The sequence below is a fragment of the Citrobacter sp. Cpo142 genome (assembly GCF_030332425.1).
GTDB lineage: Bacteria > Pseudomonadota > Gammaproteobacteria > Enterobacterales > Enterobacteriaceae > Citrobacter > Citrobacter portucalensis.
Map to the genome: position 1 here is coordinate 134,504 of NZ_JAOWHW010000142.1, position 16,325 is coordinate 150,828.

At 51.4% G+C, this 16,325-nt stretch carries 11 protein-coding genes, 1 tRNA gene and 1 pseudogene; 5 read left to right on the forward strand and 8 right to left on the reverse strand.

Annotation, left to right across the window (positions count from 1 at the left end; translation table 11 throughout):
* Positions 1–3: 3 nt before the first annotated feature.
* The 4 genes from OGY18_RS21930 to pepA all read right to left on the reverse strand — a co-directional run bounded on the left by OGY18_RS21930 (position 4) and on the right by pepA (position 5,643).
* Positions 4–507, reverse strand: coding sequence for a GNAT family N-acetyltransferase (locus tag OGY18_RS21930; protein ID WP_275397725.1), 504 nt, complete (start codon positions 505–507; stop codon positions 4–6).
* Positions 508–713: 206 nt separating this feature from the next.
* Positions 714–3,569 carry a valine--tRNA ligase gene (locus OGY18_RS21935; RefSeq protein ID WP_008786064.1) on the reverse strand — a complete coding sequence of 952 codons (2,856 nt, stop codon included), beginning with the start codon at positions 3,567–3,569 and terminating at the stop codon, positions 714–716.
* Positions 3,569–4,012, reverse strand: coding sequence for a DNA polymerase III subunit chi (gene holC, locus OGY18_RS21940; protein WP_003830256.1), 444 nt, complete (start codon positions 4,010–4,012; stop codon positions 3,569–3,571). The genes OGY18_RS21935 and holC overlap by 1 nt, the downstream gene beginning before the upstream one ends.
* A 119-nt stretch (positions 4,013–4,131) precedes the next feature.
* Positions 4,132–5,643, reverse strand: coding sequence for a leucyl aminopeptidase (pepA, locus tag OGY18_RS21945; protein ID WP_003025870.1), 1,512 nt, complete (start codon positions 5,641–5,643; stop codon positions 4,132–4,134).
* A gap of 153 nt (positions 5,644–5,796) precedes the next feature.
* Here pepA and OGY18_RS21950 point away from each other — a divergent pair, with 153 nt between their 5' ends.
* The 3 genes from OGY18_RS21950 to lptG all read left to right on the forward strand — a co-directional run bounded on the left by OGY18_RS21950 (position 5,797) and on the right by lptG (position 8,092).
* Positions 5,797–5,847: a hypothetical protein gene (locus tag OGY18_RS21950; protein WP_212723231.1), complete on the forward strand. Its 51-nt coding sequence runs from the start codon at positions 5,797–5,799 to the stop codon at positions 5,845–5,847.
* Positions 5,848–5,909: 62 nt separating this feature from the next.
* Positions 5,910–7,010 (forward strand): LPS export ABC transporter permease LptF, encoded by a 1,101-nt coding sequence (lptF, locus tag OGY18_RS21955; RefSeq protein WP_043018253.1) that lies wholly within the window; start codon positions 5,910–5,912, stop codon positions 7,008–7,010.
* The gene (gene lptG, locus OGY18_RS21960; RefSeq protein ID WP_003025875.1) at positions 7,010–8,092 is read left to right on the forward strand and encodes an LPS export ABC transporter permease LptG; all 1,083 of its coding nucleotides are present in this window, start codon (positions 7,010–7,012) and stop codon (positions 8,090–8,092) included. The genes lptF and lptG overlap by 1 nt, the downstream gene beginning before the upstream one ends.
* Positions 8,093–8,194: 102 nt before the next feature.
* Here the strand turns inward: lptG and OGY18_RS21965 are convergent.
* Both OGY18_RS21965 and ahr read right to left on the reverse strand, forming a co-directional pair.
* A pseudogene (locus tag OGY18_RS21965) lies at positions 8,195–9,698 on the reverse strand (helicase HerA-like C-terminal domain-containing protein).
* Positions 9,699–9,845: 147 nt separating this feature from the next.
* A complete protein-coding gene (gene ahr / locus OGY18_RS21970; protein WP_111466188.1) occupies positions 9,846–10,865 on the reverse strand; it encodes an NADPH-dependent aldehyde reductase Ahr in 1,020 nt (339 codons plus the stop codon).
* Between the two features lie 230 nt (positions 10,866–11,095).
* On the opposite strand from ahr, the gene OGY18_RS21975 reads away from it, so the two are divergent.
* Both OGY18_RS21975 and OGY18_RS21980 read left to right on the forward strand, forming a co-directional pair.
* A tRNA-Leu gene (locus OGY18_RS21975) sits at positions 11,096–11,180 on the forward strand.
* A 163-nt stretch (positions 11,181–11,343) separates the two neighbouring features.
* A complete protein-coding gene (locus OGY18_RS21980) occupies positions 11,344–12,615 on the forward strand; it encodes a tyrosine-type recombinase/integrase (protein WP_103283435.1) in 1,272 nt (423 codons plus the stop codon).
* A gap of 46 nt (positions 12,616–12,661) precedes the next feature.
* On the opposite strand, the gene OGY18_RS21985 is transcribed toward OGY18_RS21980, so the two are convergent.
* Both OGY18_RS21985 and OGY18_RS21990 read right to left on the reverse strand, forming a co-directional pair.
* The gene (locus tag OGY18_RS21985) at positions 12,662–15,415 is read right to left on the reverse strand and encodes a TrlF family AAA-like ATPase (RefSeq protein WP_103283436.1); all 2,754 of its coding nucleotides are present in this window, start codon (positions 15,413–15,415) and stop codon (positions 12,662–12,664) included.
* A 342-nt stretch (positions 15,416–15,757) separates the two neighbouring features.
* A complete protein-coding gene (locus tag OGY18_RS21990; protein ID WP_286554349.1) occupies positions 15,758–16,324 on the reverse strand; it encodes a phage polarity suppression protein in 567 nt (188 codons plus the stop codon).
* Position 16,325: the final 1 nt, after the last annotated feature.

A 16,325-nucleotide genomic window follows, 5' to 3' on the forward strand; every position in this document is an offset into this window, starting at 1 on the left:
AGGTCAGAGGGGCTTTAACATCCGCACTTCACAATCTACGTGCCCGGTACAGCCCAGCGCTTCGCTGATATGCTCAAAGCCTAAATGCTCATACAGGCGGATTGCCTCAGTCAGAAACGCTGTGGTCTCCAGATAGCACTGTTTAAAACCCTGCTCGCGGGCATGTTCGAGCGCTATCAGCGCCAGTTTTTTCGCCAGCCCCTGACCGCGCGCGCTCGACAGGAAGTACATCTTTTGCAGCTCGCAAATGTCTGGTTCACTACATCCTAACGGTGCAACACCGCCGCCGCCCACGACTTCACCGTTTTGCTCAACCACCCAGTAGGCCGCGCCCGGCTGGCTGTAAACCTGGAACAGTTCGTCCAGATTAGGGTCGGCAACGGTATAGCCCTTATCGGCGGTAAGCCCGTATTCAGCGGAAACTTTGCGGATAACACGGGCAATGGCGGCGTTATCATCGGCAGAAATTCGGCGCAGCGTTGCCGCGACGGAGGTAATGGCACTCATAGCGAACTCATGACATAAAAGTGAGACATATGCAGTTAATACCACTGCGGCGAGGGGAAGCGCAAGCGAGGATAATTCAATAAAAAGCCTCTGAGCCTATGCGTCAGAGGCTTTATCGTCTGTGGTGTCGGATGCGCTACGCTTATCCGACCTACGATGACGGTGCCCGTTTGCCGGATAAGCGCAGCGCTATCCGGCATAGGCAATTACAGCGCGGCGATGACCGCCTGCTGTTCAATCAGCTTCGCTTTGGCTTCTGCGTAACCATCCAGCTTCTCACGCTCTTTGGCGATAACCGCTTCCGGTGCGCGGGCAACGAAACCTTCGTTGGAAAGTTTGCCTTCGATACGGGCAATCTCGCCTTCGATTTTCGCCACTTCTTTCGCCAGACGTGCCAGCTCATCTTCTTTGTTGATGAGGCCCGCCATCGGGATCAGCAGTTCGGCGCCGTCGATGATTTTGGTCACGGAGACCGGACCTTTGTCATCGGCTGGCAGCACGGTAATGCTTTCCAGACGCGCCAGGTTCAGCAGGAAGCTACGGTTGTCGTTCACACGACGCATCGCATCAGCGCTGCAACCACGTAACAGCAGCTCCAGCGGTTTACCCGGGGCAATGTTCATTTCCGCACGGATGTTACGTACGGCAACGATCGCCTGCTTCAGCCATTCGGTATCGGCCAGCGCGGCTTCATCAACCTGCGCTGCGTTATATTCCGGGAACGGCTGCAGCATGATGGTATCTGCAGTGTTGCCACAAATCACTTTCACGCGCTGCCAGATGGTTTCGGTGATGAACGGGATGATCGGATGTGCCAGGCGCAGCAGACCTTCCAGCACGGTAACCAGCGTATTGCGGGTGCCGCGCAGTTCAGACTCGGAACCGCCGTTCATGACCGGCTTGGTCAGCTCCAGATACCAGTCGCAGAACTGGTTCCAGGTGAACTCGTACAGAATGCCCGCGGCGATATCGAAGCGGAAGTTGTCCAGCGCTTCGCGGTACGCTTTGATGGTCTGGTTGAATTCAGCGAGGATCCAGCGATCCGCCAGCGACAGGGTCATTTCGCCACCGTTGAAGCCGCAATCCTGATCTTCGGTATTCATCAGCACGAAGCGGCTGGCGTTCCACAGCTTGTTACAGAAGTTACGGTAACCTTCCAGACGCTTCATATCCCAGTTGATGTCGCGGCCAGTAGAGGCCAGCGCTGCCAGGGTGAAGCGCAGGGCGTCGGTGCCGTGCGGCTCGATGCCGTCCGGGAACTGTTTCTCGGTACGCTTGGCAATTTTCTCAGCCAGCTGCGGCTGCATCATGTTGCCGGTACGTTTCTCCAGCAGTTCTGCCAGAGAGATACCATCGACCATATCCAGCGGGTCAATTACGTTGCCCTTGGATTTGGACATCTTCTGGCCTTCGTCGTCACGGATAAGACCAGTCATGTAGACGGTCTTGAACGGAACCTGCGGCTTGCCGTTTTCATCTTTGATGAAGTGCATGGTCATCATGATCATGCGGGCAATCCAGAAGAAGATAATGTCGAAGCCGGAAACCATCACGCTGGTTGGGTGGAACTGACGCAGCGCGTCGGTGTTTTCCGGCCAGCCGAGGGTAGAGAAGGTCCACAGTGCAGAAGAGAACCAGGTATCGAGAACGTCTTCGTCCTGGCGCAGCGCAACGTCGGCACCGAGGTTGTTTTCCTGGCGCACTTCGTCTTCGGTACGGCCAACGTAGACGTTGCCGTCGTTGTCATACCATGCCGGGATACGGTGACCCCACCACAGCTGACGGGAAATACACCAGTCCTGAATATCGCGCATCCAGGAGAAGTACATGTTTTCGTACTGCTTCGGTACGAACTGGATATCGCCGTTCTCAACCGCTTCAACCGCCGGTTTTGCCAGCACGTCGGCACGGACGTACCACTGGTCGGTCAGCATCGGTTCGATAACCACGCCGCCACGGTCGCCGTAAGGTACGGTCAGGTCGTGCGGTTTAATTTCTTCCAGCAGGCCCAGCGCATCAACGGCGGCAACCACCGCTTTACGCGCAGCAAAACGTTCCAGCTTCTGGAACTCAGCCGGGATTTCATTGGAGTAAACGTCGGACTCTTCGCCTTTGGTGTCGTACACTTCCGCGGTTTCACGGATGTCACCGTCAAAGGTCAGAATGTTGATCATCGGCAGGCCGTGACGTTTCCCGACTTCGTAGTCGTTAAAGTCGTGTGCCGGGGTGATCTTCACGCAGCCGGTGCCTTTTTCCATGTCGGCGTGTTCATCACCGACGATCGGAATGCGGCGGTTAACCAGCGGCAGAACAACGAATTTGCCAATCAGATCTTTATAGCGCGGATCTTCCGGGTTCACAGCCACGCCGGTATCACCCAGTACGGTTTCCGGACGGGTGGTGGCGACGACCAGGTAATCTTTACCGTCTGCGGTTTTCGCGCCGTCGGCCAGCGGATAGCGGATGTGCCACATGGAGCCTTTAGACTCGCGGTTTTCCACTTCCAGATCAGAAATAGCGGTGCGCAGTTTCGGGTCCCAGTTGACCAGACGCTTGCCACGGTAGATCAGATCTTCTTTGTACAGGCGAACAAAGACTTCTTTCACGGCATTGGAAAGACCTTCGTCCATAGTGAAGCGCTCGCGCTCCCAGTCAACGGAGTTGCCGAGACGGCGCATCTGACGGGTAATGGTGCCGCCGGATTCCGCTTTCCACTGCCAAATTTTGTCGATAAACGCTTCGCGACCGTAGTCGTGACGGGTTTTACCTTCTTCAGCGGCAATCTTACGCTCAACCACCATCTGGGTAGCGATACCCGCGTGGTCGGTACCGGCCTGCCACAGGGTGTTTTTACCCTGCATGCGCTGGTAGCGAATCATGGTATCCATGATGGTTTGCTGGAAAGCATGACCCATATGCAAACTGCCGGTGACGTTCGGCGGCGGGATCATGATGCAGAAGGACTCTTTGCTTTCATCGCCGTTAGGTTTGAAATAGCCCTGCTTTTCCCAGTGCTCGTAAAGCGGCTGTTCGATATCTTGTGGGTTGTATGTCTTTTCCATTATTTCCAGGTTGCCGTATTCAGGTTAAAACCAGCCACGCGGTAAGCTTTGTAGCGATCGCGTGCCGATTGTTTCAAAGAATCTTCGTAAGGAACGAAGTCTATCACTTCTGTGAAAGCGGTGGCAAAATCTGCAAAGCCAACGCGCAAACTGATGAGCAGGTCGCGCGGGCTGCTATTGCGTTTCTCCGGCCAGGCAATTTCTACCGGCGCGCCGCCTCTGGGACCTTCGCCCGCCAGATTATGCGGAACAAAGCTTTCTGCCGGCCTTGCCCACAGAGCTTCATCCAGTCGAAGAGCCTGCTTTTCGTTTTCACAGGCGATCAGCACGCGCTTGCCAGCACGCCAACGTTCTGCGGCAATTTCACACACCAGTTGTTCAACGGCGCTTAAGCCATCGACGGTGTTGTCATTGTCCAGAATATAGAACGTTGCGTTTCTCATGATATGGGGCTTCTTGTTGTGGATTTAAATGCAAAGCCGGGTGGCGCTATGCTTACCCGGCCTACGGTTGAGTGATGTAGTCGGCCGGGTAAGGCGAAGCCGACACCCGGCGTTTTACATCACTCTTCGCCGTTAAAACCGGCACGATTGAGCAAGAACTGCGACAGCAACGCGACCGGACGACCGGTTGCGCCTTTGGCTTTCCCTGAACGCCATGCGGTACCGGCGATATCCAGGTGCGCCCAGTTGTACTTACGGGTAAAGCGTGACAGGAAGCAGCCCGCGGTAATGGCACCGCCAGGACGTCCGCCGATGTTCGCCATATCCGCAAAGTTGGACTCTAACTGCTCCTGGTATTCATCACCCAGCGGCAAACGCCACGCGCGGTCGCCAGCCTGCTCGGACGCACCGATCAGCTCATGCGCCAGCGGGTTGTGGTTCGACATCAGGCCGGTGATGTGATGGCCCAGCGCAATTACGCACGCGCCGGTCAGGGTCGCAACGTCAATCACTGCTTCTGGCTCAAACCGCTCGACGTAGGTTAACACGTCGCACAGCACCAGACGGCCTTCGGCATCGGTATTGAGCACTTCAACGGTCTGTCCAGACATGGTGGTCAGCACATCGCCTGGGCGATATGCGCGGCCACCTGGCATGTTTTCGCAACCCGCCAGTACGCCGACAACGTTGATGGGCAACTGAAGCTCGGCCACCATGCGCATCACGCCATATACCGCAGCCGCGCCGCACATGTCGTATTTCATCTCATCCATGCCTTCGGCTGGTTTGATGGAGATACCGCCGGAGTCAAAGGTTAACCCTTTACCGACCAGCACAATCGGACGCGCGTCTTCGGACGGATTGCCTTTGTACTCGATGACCGACATCAGCGACTCATTCTGCGAGCCGTGACCGACGGCGAGATAAGAGTGCATGCCCAGCTCTTTCATCTGCTGCTCGCCGATCACGCGGGTCACAACATTTTTGCTGTAGCTGTCTGCCAGCTGGCGCGCCTGAGAGGCCAGGTAGGCGGCGTTACAGATGTTCGGCGGCATGTTGCCAAGATCTTTAGCCGCTTTAATGCCGGCGGCGATTGCCAGACCGTGTTGGATCGCACGCTCACCGCTGGTCAGTTCGCGGCGGGTCGGCACATTGAAGACCATTTTACGCAGCGGGCGACGTGGCTCGCTTTTGTTGGTCTTCAATTGATCAAAGCTGTACAGCGTTTCCTGTGCCGTCTCAACGGCCTGACGCACTTTCCAGTAGTTATTGCGCCCTTTGACGTGCAGCTCAGTCAGAAAGCAGACGGCTTCCATTGAGCCAGTATCATTCAGCGTATTGATGGTTTTCTGAATGACCTGCTTGTACTGGCGCTCATCAAGTTCGCGCTCTTTGCCACACCCAATGAGGAGAATTCGCTCAGACAGAACGTTAGGAACATGGTGCAGCAACAGGGTTTGACCCGGTTTGCCTTCCAGTTCGCCGCGACGCAGCAGTGCGCTGATGTACCCGTCGCTGATCTTGTCGAGCTGCTCTGCAATCGGAGAGAGGCGGCGTGGTTCAAAGACACCCACGACGATGCACGCACTCCGCTGTTTCTCCGGGCTACCGCTTTTTACACTGAACTCCATGCACTACGCTCCTGAATCTTAAAGACAACGGCGGTGGCTACGGATAGAATTGCAAGCTTTCGTAACTCATACCCGCTGTTGCGGTGACTTCGTGTTAATCTTAACGTTATTACGGCATTGGCACGTCAGAACAATTTCTGAGAGGTGGATCCGTTGAGTATAATGATCTTAGCGACGATTTCGACGACTCAAGAGAATAAATGACGTTTAAGCCATGAAACAAGCTAAATTCCGGCAAAAGACGGGTTTTTACGGGCGTATTTAAAGTGATAATCATAAGATATCTGGTTCGGGAAACGCTCAAAAGCCAACTTGCGATCCTATTCATCCTGCTTTTGATCTTCTTTTGTCAAAAGTTGGTCAGGATCCTTGGTGCGGCGGTTGACGGTGATATCCCGGCAAATCTGGTGCTCTCGCTGCTGGGGCTGGGCGTGCCAGAAATGGCGCAACTTATCTTGCCCTTAAGCCTGTTCCTCGGGCTATTGATGACGCTGGGCAAACTGTATACCGAAAGCGAAATTACGGTTATGCATGCCTGCGGGCTGAGCAAGGCAGTGCTGGTGAAAGCGGCGATGGTGCTGGCGTTGTTTACCAGTATTATTGCGGCGGTTAACGTGATGTGGGCCGGGCCGTGGTCCTCCAGACATCAGGACGAAGTCCTGGCGGAGGCGAAAGCGAACCCCGGTATGGCGGCGCTTGCTCAGGGGCAATTCCAGCAGGCGACCAACGGCGGTTCGGTGCTGTTTATCGAAAGCGTTGACGGCAGCAACTTCAAAGATGTGTTCCTCGCGCAAATCCGCCCGAAAGGTAACGCCCGTCCTTCGGTGGTGGTAGCGGATTCCGGACATCTTACTCAGACGCGCGATGGCTCTCAGATCGTGACGCTGAACCAGGGCACGCGCTTTGAAGGTACCGCGCTGCTGCGCGATTTCCGCATTACCGACTTCCAGGATTATCAGGCGATTATCGGTCATCAGGCCGTGGCACTGGATCCAAACGATACCGACCAGATGAACATGCGTACGCTGTGGACGACCGACACCGATCGTGCCCGCGCGGAGCTGACCTGGCGTATCACGTTAGTATTCACCGTATTTATGATGGCGCTGATGGTCGTACCGCTGAGCGTGGTGAACCCGCGTCAGGGTCGCGTGCTGTCGATGCTGCCAGCAATGCTGCTCTATTTGCTGTTCTTCCTGGTTCAAACGTCGCTGAAGTCGAACGGTGGTAAAGGTAAGCTGGATCCAGTGTTCTGGATGTGGACGGTTAACCTGGCGTATCTGGCGCTGGCGATTGTGCTTAACCTCTGGGATACGGTGCCGATGCGCCGCTTGCGTGCCCGTTTTATGCGTAAAGGAGCGGTATAATGCAGCCTTTTGGTGTACTTGACCGCTATATCGGTAAAACCATTTTCACCACCATCATGATGACGTTGTTCATGCTGGTGTCGCTCTCCGGGATCATCAAGTTTGTCGACCAGCTGAAAAAAGCCGGGCAGGGGAGCTACGATGCGATGGGCGCCGGGCTGTATACCCTGCTCAGTGCGCCGAAAGATATCCAGATCTTCTTCCCGATGGCGGCGCTGCTGGGGGCATTGCTGGGATTGGGCATGCTGGCCCAGCGTAGTGAACTGGTGGTGATGCAGGCTTCTGGCTTTACCCGTATGCAGGTGGCGTTGTCGGTGATGAAAACCGCGATTCCGCTGGTGCTGCTGACGATGGCCATCGGTGAATGGGTCGCGCCGCAGGGTGAGCAGATGGCGCGTAACTACCGTGCACAGCAGATGTACGGCGGTTCGCTGCTCTCTACCCAGCAGGGTTTGTGGGCGAAAGACGGTGACAGCTTTGTCTACATCGAGCGGGTGAAAGGCGAGGCCGAGTTAGGAGGGATTAGCATCTACTCGTTTAACGACAAGCGCCGTCTGCAGTCCGTTCGCTATGCCGCAAGCGCGACGTTTGACCCGGAGCAGAAGGTCTGGCGTCTGTCGCAGGTGGATGAATCCAACCTGACCGATCCGAAACAAATCACCGGTTCGCAGACGGTGAGCGGCACCTGGAAAACCAACCTGACGCCCGACAAGCTCGGCGTCGTGGCGTTGGATCCTGACGCGCTGTCAATTAGCGGTCTGCATAACTACGTGAAATACCTGAAGTCGAGCGGCCAGGACGCCGGACGCTACCAGCTCAATATGTGGAGCAAAGTCTTCCAGCCGCTGTCTGTAGCGGTCATGATGCTGATGGCGCTGTCGTTTATCTTTGGTCCGCTGCGTAGCGTCCCGATGGGCGTGCGCGTGGTGACAGGGATTAGCTTTGGCTTTGTGTTCTATGTGCTGGACCAAATCTTTGGCCCGTTAACGCTGGTATACGGCATTCCGCCGATTATTGGTGCGCTGCTGCCAAGCGCCAGCTTCTTCCTGATTAGCCTGTGGCTGATGCTGCGTAAGTCGTAATCACAGTAATCGTAGGCCTGATGGCGTTGTGCTTTTCAGGCCTACTCCGGACCCGTAGGCCGGATAAGGCGTTTACGCCGCCATCCGGCAACGTAACACGGGCTAGCGTTTTCTCCCGCCCATCAAACTCCCCAGCATACCGCGGATTATCTGATTGGTAACCTGTCGCGCCGCGCTTTTCGCCACGCTCTGCACCACGCCATCGCGCTTACCGCCACGCGGTCCGGTGCTGCCAAACAGAATATCCTTCAACCCACCGAGAATACCGCCATCCACATCGACAGCTTTACCGTTGGCGGGGGGCGTATTTTGCTGCTCGGTACTGGCCTGCACGCCTTGCTGTAAACGTTCATAGGCGGACTCGCGGTCGATATCTTCTTCATATTTGCCGTACAGCGAAGAGTGATTAATCAGCCCGTTGCGCTCGTCGTCCGTCACCGGTCCCATCCGTGAGCATGGCGCAATCACCATCGCCCGTTCAACCACCGACGGGCTGCCTTTGGCGTCCAGAAACGACACCAGCGCCTCACCAGTTCCCAGCTCCTGAATGGCTTTTTCGGTATCAAATGCCGGGTTGGCGCGCATGGTTTGCGCCGCGCTTTTCACCGCTTTCTGGTCTTTCGGGGTGAACGCGCGCAGGGCGTGCTGCACGCGGTTCCCCAACTGACCAAGCACGTTGTCCGGAATATCCGACGGGTTTTGCGAGACGAACCACACGCCGACCCCCTTTCGAGCGGATCAGGCGGATCACCTGCTCGATTTTATCCAGCAGCACCTGCGGGGCATCGTTGAACAGCAGGTGCGCTTCATCGAAGAAGAACACCAGTTTTGGCTTCTCCAGATCGCCCGCTTCCGGCAATTGTTCGTACAGTTCGGAGAGCATCCACAGCAGGCTGGCAGCGTACAGTTTGGGCATCTGATAGAGCTTCTCGGCGCTGAGGATATTAATCATCCCTTTGCCGCTGGCGTCGGTACGCATCCAGTCTTTGATGTCCAGCATCGGTTCGCCAAAGAAGTGTGCCGCGCCCTGTTGATCCAGCGACAGCAGCCCGCGCTGGATAGCCCCGACCGAGGCGCTACTGATATTGCCGTACTGATTCTGGAAGGATTTAGCGTTATCGCCAATGTACTGGGTGATGGCCCGCAGGTCTTTGAAATCGAGCAGCAACAGACCCTGGTCATCGGCAATACGGAAGATAATATCCAGCACGCCGGACTGCACGTCGTTGAGGTTCAGCAGACGGGCCAGCAGAAGCGGTCCGAGGTCTGATACCGTGGCCCGCACGGGGTGACCTTTTTCGCCGAAGATATCCCACACCGTGACCGGATTAGCATGCGGTTGCCAGTCAGTAATGCCGATATTTTTCAGGCGGGCGAGCAGCTTTTCAGAGGCTTGTCCTTCCTCGGCCACGCCGGTTAAGTCACCTTTCACATCGGCCATAAATACCGGAACGCCAATCTCGGACAGCGATTCGGCCAGCTTCTGTAGCGTGACGGTTTTACCGGTCCCGGTCGCGCCGGTAATCAGCCCGTGACGGTTGGCCATGCCTGGCAGTAAAAACAGTTCGGTGTCCGGCGTGCGGGCAATTAGCAGGGGTGCGCTCATTGAGATTTCCTCCATTTATCCTGCCTGGAGTATAGGCAACCGTGACGCACTCTTCACCGCTAAATTGCGGAGATTGTGAGGAGAATTTAACCTGTCTGGAATAGCGGGGAGAATAGCCGGGAAGCTTACGCCACCCGGCAAAGACGATCAGAAGTCTGCTTTAAGTACTACGCGGTAGCGGGCCTTACCGTCACGCACGTGCTGGATAGCTTCGTTAATTTGCGACATCGGGTACAGTTCGGTGGTGGGCGACACCTTGCTGCGCCCGGCAAACTTCATCAGCTTGCGCAGCTCGAACGGCGTACCTGTTGCCGAACCGGAGATGCTGCGATCGCCGGCTATTAAGGTGAACGCCGGAACCGGCAGCGGCTTCAGCACCGCGCCGACGGTATGGAAGTTACCGCCGTAGGCCAGCGCTTCAAAATAGGGCTGCCAGTCGAGATCGACGTTAACCGTATTAATAATGAGATCGAACTGGCCCGCCAGCGCTTTTAGCGCATCCGGATCGCGGCTATTGACCACTTTATCCGCCCCCATTGCCAGCACTTCCTGCTCTTTCGCCGGATTGGAGCTGAACGCGGTCACTTCGCAGCCCATCGCGTGTAACAGCTTAATGGCGATATGCCCCAGGCCGCCGATACCGATCACCCCGACGCGGCTGGTGGCGGTGATATGGTGCATCAGCAGCGGTTTGAACACCGTGATGCCGCCGCACAGTAAGGGACCAGCTGCCGCCAGATCGATACTGTCCGGCAGCGGGATCACCCACTGCCAGTCGGCCCGCAGCTTCTCGGCAAAGCCGCCGCGATTAAGAATTGTGGGAACAGACCCTTCCAGACAGTTAATCTGATTACCGCTGATACAGGCATCGCAGTGCCCGCAGCTGCGCGCTGTCCAGCCAACGCCGACGCGTTGACCAACCTTCAGGCCCTTATCCTGTGCCGCGCTGCCGAGTGCTGCCACACGGCCAATCACCTCATGCCCGGCAACCAGCGGATACTGAGAGAATCCCCATTCGTTGTCGATCATCGACAAATCAGAATGGCAGATACCGCAGTAATCGACCTGGACTTCGACATCTTCCGGCTTAAGCTCGCCCGCATCATATTCATAGAGTTCGAGTTCGCTGCCCGCCGCTTTTGCGGCGTAGCTTTTTATCATCGACATCGTGTTTCCCTCAGTATGGTGTTGAACTGGAAGTGTAGAGCATGGGGAAACGGGACGCTTCGCAGAAGGGGGGATTAAGGCGGTTATTGCGTGGGCTAAACCGTGATGTTGATTGCAGGTACGAAAGGTAATGCTGAAATTTTCAACACTTAGCGAGCCAGACACACGCTGGCGCTTGCATGGTGGCGCATGACAGGTATAATCCACAACGTTTTCCGCATCCCTTCCGTGCCGGAGTGGCGAAATCGGTAGACGCAGTTGATTCAAAATCAACCGTAGAAATACGTGCCGGTTCGAGTCCGGCCTTCGGCACCATTAGCACTTCCAAGACCATCCGAGAAAGTCCAATTATCCCTTAAAAATCAATGCTTGCAGCGATTTTTACGTCCTGAGTCGTCCGAGGTCGTCCGTTGAAATCCGGATGCCATTGGGGGCATAATTGGGGGCATCTTAACTTCGATTAGAAATGTGCCCCCAAATGAAGCTCAACGCCAGACAGGTCGAGACCGCAAAGCCAAAAGAAAAAACCTACAAAATGGCCGATGGCGGCGGTTTGTATCTCGAGATTTCGGCTAAGGGTTCTAAATACTGGCGCATGAAATACAGACGCCCCTCAGACAAAAAAGAGGATCGCCTCGCTTTTGGTGTTTGGCCTACTGTGACGCTTGCTCAGGCAAGAGCAAAGCGCGATGAAGCTAAAAAGCTGCTAGTGCAGGGCATTGACCCAAAAGCCGAGCAGAAAGAAGCTCAGGCCGAGAATTCGGGGGCATATACTTTCGAAACCATTGCTCGTGAATGGCACGCCAGTAACAAGCGCTGGAGTGAAGACCATCGATCGCGCGTTCTTCGCTATCTTGAGCTTTATATCTTCCCTCATATTGGTTCGTCCGACATTCGCCAGCTCAAGACTAGCCACCTGTTAGCCCCGATTAAAAAAGTTGATGCAAGTGGTAAGCATGACGTCGCGCAGCGTCTTCAGCAGCGTGTCACGGCTATCATGCGTTATGCAGTACAGAACGATTACATCGACTCAAATCCAGCCAGTGATATGGCCGGTGCGCTATCGACAACCAAAGCGCGACATTACCCCGCTTTATCCTCTAGCCGGTTCCCTGAGTTTCTTGCACGTCTTGCTGCATATCGTGGCCGTGTAATGACACGGATCGCGGTTGAGCTTTCCTTACTAACTTTTGTGCGTTCCAGTGAGTTGCGTTTCGCGCGCTGGGATGAGTTCGACTTCGATAAATCTCTTTGGCGTATACCTGCAAAGCGAGAAGAAATTAAGGGCGTGCGTTACTCGTATCGTGGCATGAAAATGAAAGAGGAGCATATTGTTCCTCTCAGTCGGCAGGCGATGGTTTTATTAGAGCAGCTCAAGCAAATTAGTGGTGATAAAGAGCTGCTGTTCCCGGGGGATCATGACGCAACTAAGGTTATGAGTGAAAACACGGTAAACAGCGCATTGCGTGCGATGGGCTATGACACGAAAACTGAAGTTTGCGGGCATGGATTCAGAACGATGGCGCGTGGTGCTATGGGTGAGTCAGGGTTGTGGAGTGATGATGCTATAGAACGTCAGTTAAGCCACTCTGAGCGTAATAATGTTCGGGCGGCATATATTCATACTTCAGAGCATTTGGATGAGCGCAGACTTATGGTTCAGTGGTGGGCTGATTATCTTGATGCGAATAATAATGTACTAATTACACCATATGATTTTGCAAAAAATAAAAACTCACATAATGTATAAGAATTGGCCACAGCTCCCCTCTTAAAAATAAGAGGGGAGCCATGCATTAAGCTGTTATAATTCTTCTATAACGTTGGCTAAATGCGTCTTTACCTCCCTCCATAATGTCACAAATTGTTTTTCTTACTTCACGTTCTTGTAGACCGCCCAGAGAAAGGAAGTCCGTAGTACCCGATTGCTGACTTAATGAAATGACTAGTTCAGAATCCCCATTAACGACAATGTTAGGATTATGAGTGATGATGAGTATTTGTCTTTTATTTTTACTTTCTTTTATTTTTTTTACAATAAGTTCATAAACCAATTGATTATCCAAATCATCCTCAGGTTGATCTAAAATTATTGGATCATCACCATATGAGAGCAAGAATGCTAAAACAGTTGCTGCTTTTTGGCCAGCAGAGCCTTGTGATAAATCTTTAAATCTTCTTCCATCATTATATTTTACAGTAATTGCATCACTAGGGAACCAGCAGATAAGAGATGTAATTACTTCATCTGTTAGTTCATTTTTAAAATCAAAAAATCGTTTGCTTAATTTTACATCAAGAATAGTATTTGAGCTTTTATCAAAAAAACCATTTTTTAGTTTTTGTATTTTTTGGATTATTCCATCCATATTCTCTGATATTTCTTTGATTTGAGTGTTTAATAAATTTAAAAAACCATTTTCATCCTCATTATAGATTTCATTGCTAAATGTTGTGTCTTTCTTGTCAATGGAGTTCCTGAAACTGCTCTCGAGGAATTGTTTATCTGCACAAAAATCCACACTAACTTTGAAGTTAGTATTGTTATTATTTATATCTATGAGGAACTGTCTTCTGCGAGATGTAAGTTCTTTTCGTAGTTCTACTAATCGTTTGTAACTTTCTGTTGTTTCTGCCTTTTTTGTCTCAATGGTTTTTTCATCAGCACTTATCTTATCTAATCGTTCTGTTAGTTGCTTTCTCGTAGTGATCAGAGAATCATATTCATTAGGGTTATTAACACCGCTGATTTGTAAAGTGGCCATTAGTGCAGAGTATTGGCTTTGATGAGCCGTAACCTCTTGTTTAAGTGAGCAGGAACTATACCACTCAAGTAAATCTGTAATTTCTTTTGTTGTTATTTCGACTACGTTATTAACAGCTTGAATTGCATCTTCAATTTTTTGTTGTATACCAAGGATTTTACCTTGCACTTCTAATTCATTTATATTGCTGAAAAGTAATGGGATTGCACTAAAAGAATTAGGCTTTGATTGTGTAATATGCTCTATTAGACCTTCAAAGAATTCAATGTTTTTTGAAGTGAAGTCATTAATAGTACTTTCTTGATTTAATGTTTTTTGATAGTTTGCGAGAATGCTCGCATGGCTAGATCTCTCAATAGAGGTTATCTTTTGATTAACATCACTTAGTTGTCCAATTAAGTGTGTCTTGGTAGATATATTGGCTCTGAGATCTTTGACCTCTCTTCTTAGCTGAGAGAGTGTGTTAACTTCATTTCCCCAAGTATATTGCCAGTCATTTATATTTACAATGCTAGACTCATCAATAAGATTTAAAAGATAATTTGGGGAGCGTGAGATTTCATATATTTGTTTTTGACTAAATATTTTTACAGGGAATCTAGATATTACATCTCCTTCTTCTGGGATTATATTTTGATCGTCTATACGATTTATGGATACTTGCTGACGAGCATAAGTCCAATCTAAACGATATTTATTCCCCCCCTTTAAATATTCTATTTGAATACTACTGTCATCGAGAAAAACACCATCATCCTCTCGGTTTTTTGCTTTTTTAGCAAGCTTTTGATAAGTGCTGTACATTTCTTTATTGGAAGATAGTTGTTCAAGCTCATTTTCTCTTCCTAAAGCAGTTCTCATAAACTCTAAAACTGTTGATTTACCACTACCTCTCCCGCCGATGATACAGTTTAACCAAGGATGAAATTGTATTGAAAATTCATTTCTTCGGCCACAGTACTTAGTTTTATTAACTTTAATTGATATAATTCGGTTTTCCGCAAAAACATTCGGTGAGTCAGGGAATTGATCAGATCTTTTTAAAGAGTCGATACCATCAAATAAGGCGAGTTTTAATCCTTCAATGGAAGGCGTCCCCATTTTTATCCAAGTAAATGCTCTACCAACTGTGTTTGGGTGATGAGAGTCAGAGCCAAGTATTTCTGAAAGGCTAGTATTCAGTGAAACATATCCTTGTAGCGGGCTCGAACCAGGTTGAATAGTTTCATATTCATCATGAGTTCTAATTACTTCAACAGCAGATGCATTTGTTAAAATTTGCTTTAATGTTGCTCCCGATGAATGAACTGTGCAAAGACCACTAGCTTTATCAATATGTGCTGGAATAGCTACGCCGCCACGATCAATTATTATGTCTATAACTTGCTGCGGGCTACTTTCAGTTACTGCATCACTGTCTCCTTCTGTACCAGTATAATTAATGGCACCGATGAGTTGTGATATATGGCTTGATGTTTTCTCTGGGTCAAAAATGCCTAATATATGTATGTTGCCATGAGCAGTGATTTCTATGCTGGGAAATATATATATTGAATTCCCTTCATCTCTTAATTTCTCTGCCTCTAATTTTAAAAGATCAATCCATGCTCCTGAATTATGATCAGTGACAGCTATACATTCAATACCATGGCTAATGTAATCCAATAACCACCCCCTCGGGGTCATGGTTTGTTTTATTTGGTGATCAGCTTTACCGTAGTCCATTGACGCAGGAGTGTGTGTGTGGAAGTCAAATTTCCACCATTTTGAACCTATTTGCTGCATAGAAAACTCCTTTTCTTAACCCGTTGATAGTATTTATTTTATTTGAGTAGGTACCCTGAGGGTTCACTTGTTATCTACTCTACTCCTATCTACCACTTAATGCTTCCTACCAAAAATATAGAAAAAAAAAGTAATACGCACGTGCGCGCAATGCTCTCCCCGCCACGCCTGCCCGCTTAAGAGGTCGCTTTTAATGCAGGTGCATGAACGGCCTCAGGCCGCGCCGGTACTGGTGTTGCGTGGGATAAAAAATACGGGGATTTGCATGCAAAACCATGCACCTTATGGATGCATGGCTTTTTTCGGGAAAAATAGCGGAATTTTCGGGGATTTTTTTGCGTGCTACCGTGCGGCCAGTTCTGCACGTCGGCGGGTGTAAATCAGGTTCTGTGCCGGGGTGAATTTCTGGCGATTATCATCCCGCGAAGCCGCATCAGGCCTGAATCCGATGGCCGTTAAAATGTCGCTGTCCTGCACGGAATAATTAATTTTTTCACCTGCGGCCAGCCACACCGACAGGGCTTCACGCAGATAATCAACCGAGTGCTGCATGGCGCTCTGTTTTACTGCGGAAATTTGTTCGTGATATCCCATCAGCTCAGGTGCCAGCGTGGCGGTCAGCTCTGCGCCATGCTGCTGCATAAAGTCATGGAGCCGGTTGCGGATGCTGATGTGCTGTACCTCCTCATGTGAGCGGATATAGCGACCGGCGGCCTGATTAATCTCCCACTTTTTCACGTCGATATTGTCGCGCAAATCCTGCATTCTGCGCGGGATTTGTTCGTCACCGGCAAGGAACTGTTCACGGTATTCAAGTTCAAGGTCGGCCAGTTCGGCTTTACGTTTCAGCCAGGTGTTTTTGTTCGTCTGACAGGCCTCAAAGGCCTGCTGCAATGTCACAGTGGTCACG

Excerpts from the sequence above, each read along its gene's own strand:
- OGY18_RS21930 (WP_275397725.1), bottom strand. The coding sequence starts at position 507 with ATGAGTGCCATTACCTCCGTCGCGGCAACGCTGCGCCGAATTTCTGCC.
- OGY18_RS21935 (WP_008786064.1), bottom strand. The coding sequence starts at position 3,569 with ATGGAAAAGACATACAACCCACAAGATATCGAACAGCCGCTTTACGAG.
- holC (WP_003830256.1), bottom strand. The coding sequence starts at position 4,012 with ATGAGAAACGCAACGTTCTATATTCTGGACAATGACAACACCGTCGAT.
- pepA (WP_003025870.1), bottom strand. The coding sequence starts at position 5,643 with ATGGAGTTCAGTGTAAAAAGCGGTAGCCCGGAGAAACAGCGGAGTGCG.
- lptG (WP_003025875.1), top strand. The coding sequence starts at position 7,010 with ATGCAGCCTTTTGGTGTACTTGACCGCTATATCGGTAAAACCATTTTC.
- ahr (WP_111466188.1), bottom strand. The coding sequence starts at position 10,865 with ATGTCGATGATAAAAAGCTACGCCGCAAAAGCGGCGGGCAGCGAACTC.
- OGY18_RS21980 (WP_103283435.1), top strand. The coding sequence starts at position 11,344 with ATGAAGCTCAACGCCAGACAGGTCGAGACCGCAAAGCCAAAAGAAAAA.
- OGY18_RS21985 (WP_103283436.1), bottom strand. The coding sequence starts at position 15,415 with ATGCAGCAAATAGGTTCAAAATGGTGGAAATTTGACTTCCACACACAC.